The sequence below is a fragment of the Prosthecobacter sp. genome (genome assembly GCF_044373815.1).
Lineage (GTDB): Bacteria > Verrucomicrobiota > Verrucomicrobiia > Verrucomicrobiales > Verrucomicrobiaceae > Prosthecobacter.
Map to the genome: position 1 here is coordinate 1 of NZ_JBIPNG010000524.1, position 4371 is coordinate 4371.

Annotated in this window: 2 protein-coding genes and 1 pseudogene; all 3 read right to left on the reverse strand. The window is 63.8% G+C overall.

Annotated elements, in window-relative coordinates; all coding sequences use genetic code 11:
• Nucleotides 1–3088: DUF1587 domain-containing protein (locus ACIREA_RS27450; protein ID WP_397385514.1), on the reverse strand; the 3088-nt coding region annotated here is incomplete at its 3' end.
• 48 nt (nucleotides 3089–3136) lie between these two features.
• Nucleotides 3137–3796: a GntR family transcriptional regulator gene (locus ACIREA_RS27455; protein WP_397385515.1), complete on the reverse strand. Its 660-nt coding sequence runs from the start codon at nucleotides 3794–3796 to the stop codon at nucleotides 3137–3139.
• A gap of 172 nt (nucleotides 3797–3968) precedes the next feature.
• Nucleotides 3969–4371: pseudogene (locus ACIREA_RS27460) on the reverse strand (galactose-1-epimerase); the annotation flags it as partial.

Genomic DNA, 4371 nt, shown 5'->3' on the forward strand with positions numbered 1-4371 from the left:
TCAAGCTGCGGCCATGGTTGGTTACGAAGTCCCGCACGCCGAGCCAGCGAGCGCCAAACTCCTCGGCCATGCCGCGCGTGCGGCTGTCTTTGATCATCCGGCGCACCTGCGCCTCCAGCACGGCGGGCTCGTGCAGACGCGGGGCCGCCGCACGCAGTTCGTCATCTGGAATCGAGTCCCAGAACAGGAAGCTCAGCCGCGTGGCCAATTCATCGCCCGACACCGGCTGCCAGCGCGGCCCGGCCGCTGGCTGCTCCACGCGGTAAAGGAACCACGGCGATGAAAGCACGCGGGCAAGAGCGGCGCGGAGGGCCGGATCGTGCTTGATGCCCTCAGCACGATCAACGCGGTAGGACGCGAGGATGGTTTCGCGTTCATCGACACCGAGGGACCGACGCCAGGCCCGGGCGGCGAAAGCGAGCAGCGAATCGAGGTGGCGGGGCTCGGCGGCCGCCTGATCGGCTAGGAGTGCCGCATCATCCCGTTTCAAGCGTTTTTCAAAAGTTTGGATGAAGAAGTGCATCTGGGCCTGGCCTTTTTGGGAATACAACTTCAGCAGTTCCGCATACATGAGCGTGTTGGCGGGCGCGTCCTCGCGCAGGAAATGCAGTTCGCTCCAGAGACGTTCCAGCTCCGCCCGGCCCGTCTCATCGAGAAGGAGTCGGCGCAGCGGCTCGTCCTCGCGGTGGAACATGAAAAGGCTTCCTTGGGCGTCCCGCGGGATGACCGGCTCAAAGAGCACCGCCGGTGGAAAAAGAGCGCGAAACTCCGCCGCAGGCCGGGCCCGCTCGGCGGCGACGCGCGAATGCACGATCTGCGCGACCCGTGGCTCGGGCTCGTCCGCGATGAGTGGGTCTCCGGAACGCCATGCAGTTGGGTTGATCCGCCCTTCTCTTATCTGCTTGGCGTCCATGAGGTCCGGCTCAGCGAGCAGCAAAGCCTGGACCGTGGCCGTCTCCGGGCTGCCGGCATCGAGGCTCACATCGGCGCGGAGGAATCGCGGCAGCGTGAGCGACTTCAAGAGCGGCGCTGGCAGCTTCCGCAGGTCGATGCGGACCTCTGAACCTGCCTCCGTGACCAGGGCGTCCGGTGGCACGGGCCGGCCTTGCGGATGATGGCCAAACCGGAGTCCGCACGCCGCCTCGACGGCTGATCGCAGTTCCGCGTGCTCCGCTAGGACCAGCGTGGGCCCGTCGCCGCTCTCCAACCGCAGACGGTCCCAGACCACGAAGGTGCCTGGCTGCGCCGGGGCCACCTGCCGCGCGACCAGCCGGAAGATCGGTTCGCGGGCAGCACCCTGAACCTGCTCACGGGCGACCACACGGAGCATGTCCACCCAAGCAGGGACGCCGTTGCCGACCGCCAGCACATTATGCCGGCGGTAGTTGCTCCAGAACAACCTGTCCTGCATGGCCGTGATCGCTGCGAGCACGGGTGCGGGGTCGGTCGTGGCCGCGCGCCATTTTTCTCGGACCAAGCCCATGATGTCCGGCGGGAGACCGACAGCCGGCAGGGGGGAGGGCTTCACTCCCAGCCCGGCCAGCGCCTGACCCAGCTCTGGCGCGGCGAGATGCGAGAGTTCGAAGGAAACGCCGTCGCCTTTGGAGGGATGGGCATCGGCGACACGGCCAGAGACCACGACGTTGGCATCGATCGGGCTTGTCCAAGCGACCGTGACCGGGCGCTTGGGTCCCGGATGCACGAAGACCGACCGTGCAGGCAACTTCGTCCACACCTGCGAGGGCACGGCAGCGCTGTTCACGAAGACTGCGGGCTCGGAGCCGAGGCTCCACGATTTCAGCTCGGTTCGCCCTGCGTTGCTGTCGCGCGGTTCGGTAAGTAACAGTGGGGCGGATGTCGTCTCTAGGAAGCTCCAAGTGGCCCCGTGCTTGTCCGGCCTGGGGTTGCTCTTCAGAAGATCGGGAATCACATCGGCGACGCTCCAGCTACGCTGATCGCCGGTTGTTTCGCGGATCGTCCATTCGATGAGCGTGGTGTCGGCGCCGTGGTTTTGGTTGGGCTGCACGGTTAGAAGCAGCAACTCGCCGCGCCGAACCGACACCTTGTGCTCGAAGGGGACCGAGCCCGCTTCCGCAACCTTCGACTCCACGAGCACTCGTTTCGACGCATTCCAGCGGGAGTCGATGTTCTGACGCACCGAGTCGAGAGCAGACTGCCGCTGTTTCCTCTCGGCTTCCACTAGGGCTGCTTTCGCCTCCCAATGCTTCGTTTTCGCATCGAGCTCCGCTGTCGGCTGGACGCTGAGTCCCGCCCAAAGCGCGGCTAGGTAAGTCGCGTTGAGTTTCTCCTCCGCCGCAACTTCCGCGATGGCGGTGGCACCGCCACGATTAAGGCGGTCGCGATGTTTCAGCGTCGCCACGAGATGCGCGCCGAGCGGCGGCTCCCCATTGGGTCCAGCATAGCACGAGTGAAAACTGCGCAGCGCCTTCTCAGCCTCCGCCGCCCAGTCCGGACCGTCCGGGGAGTTCGAGAAACGGAAGCCCGTGGGCAGCAGCACCGCCCGCGCCGCGACATAGCGGGCCGCCTGATGATAGCGCTCGACCAGCCCGGGCGTCATCGGCATTGCCTCACCGACATTGGCAAAGCCCTCGCCGCCCACGCTATCGGGCGCAAACTCGCCGGCCCGCGTCGGCTGCATGTCCACACCCGTGAGATCGCGCACCGCATGATCATACTCCGCATTGGTCAGCCGGCGCAACGTCACTGGCCCCGGGTCCCCCGCGTGCGCCGCCGCCGTCGCATCCACCGCTGCCCCGATCCAGCTTAGCAACTGGTCCCGTTCGGCTAGGCTTGGCTGTGCAGCCTTCTTCGGCGGCATGTCGCCCTCGTTCAACCGCTCAGCAATGTCCTCCAGCACCTTCGGCTGCGCGAGTAGCGCCTCAGCAGTGCCAAGGCTCGTGAGATCGAGATCATTGTCCTCGGGCTTCTTGCCGTGGCATTTCCCGCAGGTCTTAACCAACAGCGGATGAATCCGGTCGGCATACGCCTTCGCCCGGTCAGCCGCATCATCGGCAGCAGCCGTGAGCGTGACACACGCCACTACGGCGGGAATGAGAAATCGGATCATCGGACTCATGGTTGGAGCGGTGACTGGACGTTGGTGGCGCAGGCAAAATCATCCGTTCTCCCGCACCACCGGCAGCCATTCGCGCCAGCTCAGAATGTGCTGGCGCATGAGGCGCTCGCACTCGGTCGGCGACTTGTTTTTGAAAGTCTTTACCACACCTTGGTGACTGCTCACGGTCTCTGCACGCGTGCCGCGCGTTTGGAGTTGCTTTGAGCGATGCAGTCGCCCCAGCCAAAGCTCCAACTCACTGCGCAGCGAATGCCAGAGCTTGAGCAGTCGTGCATTCCCCGATGCCTCCAAAATGATCTCGTGGAAATCGAGATCCAAATGCGTGACTTGAAGCAACGTGGTGGCCTTGCTCGTGGCCTTGATATTTTTCTCAAGACGCGAGCAGTCTTCGCGCAAGGCTGGCGCAGCCAGTCGCGCCGCCACGGGTTCCAGCGCGAGACGCAGCACATACAGCTCTTCAAAATCATGCGGCGTCAGATCTTTGACATAGGCCCGACCAGTGCCGCTGAACTCCACCAACCCTTCGCGTTCGAGAGTGAACAACGCCTCCCGCACTGGCACGCGACTAACGCCAAGCCGTTGCGCAACGGCAGACTCAGCGAGGAGGTGACCGGGAGAGATCTCGCCATCGAGGATTTCTTGCCGGAGACGGGAGACGGTGATGTCGGAGCGGGTGGTTGCAGCTGGAGGCAAGTTCATGAGGTATACCGTTTCAATACGGTATACTGTTAGAGCTCTTTCAATCCAGAACAAAAACCATTGAGCGCCAGAGTGCAGACGTTCGTCGGAGTCGAGAATGACAGCGATGCAGCGACTGGGCCATAGATGTTCCGACTCATTGAGGCCAATGCCGTTTCACAAACCGCAATGATCACCGCGTGGTGAACTGATGAATGGTCGTAGTGCGATACGTCTCGCCGGGACGGAGGATGGTCGTGGGGAACTCGGCGTGATGAACGGAATCGGGGTGATGCTGGGTCTCCAGGCAGAGGCCGTGGAAGCGATCATAGCCTGCGCCGTTTTTGCCCTTGAGCGGCGTGGTGTAGGTGGCGGTGTAGAGCTGGATTCCGGGCTGGTCGGTGAGGATTTGCATCACGCGGCCGCTCTTGGGCTCATACACTTCGGCGGCGAGGGCGGGCTTGGTCTGCGGCTTGTCGGCGAGAACGAAGGCGTGGTCGTAGCCGCCGATGGAGATTGCAGCGAGACGGCTGCCGATGACTTCGCTCTTGGTGAAATCAAATGCGGTGCCAGCGACTGACAGCAGCCTTCCCGTG

Coding starts and splice junctions, on each gene's coding strand:
- ACIREA_RS27455 (WP_397385515.1), bottom strand. CDS start 3,796: ATGAACTTGCCTCCAGCTGCAACCACCCGCTCCGACATCACCGTCTCC.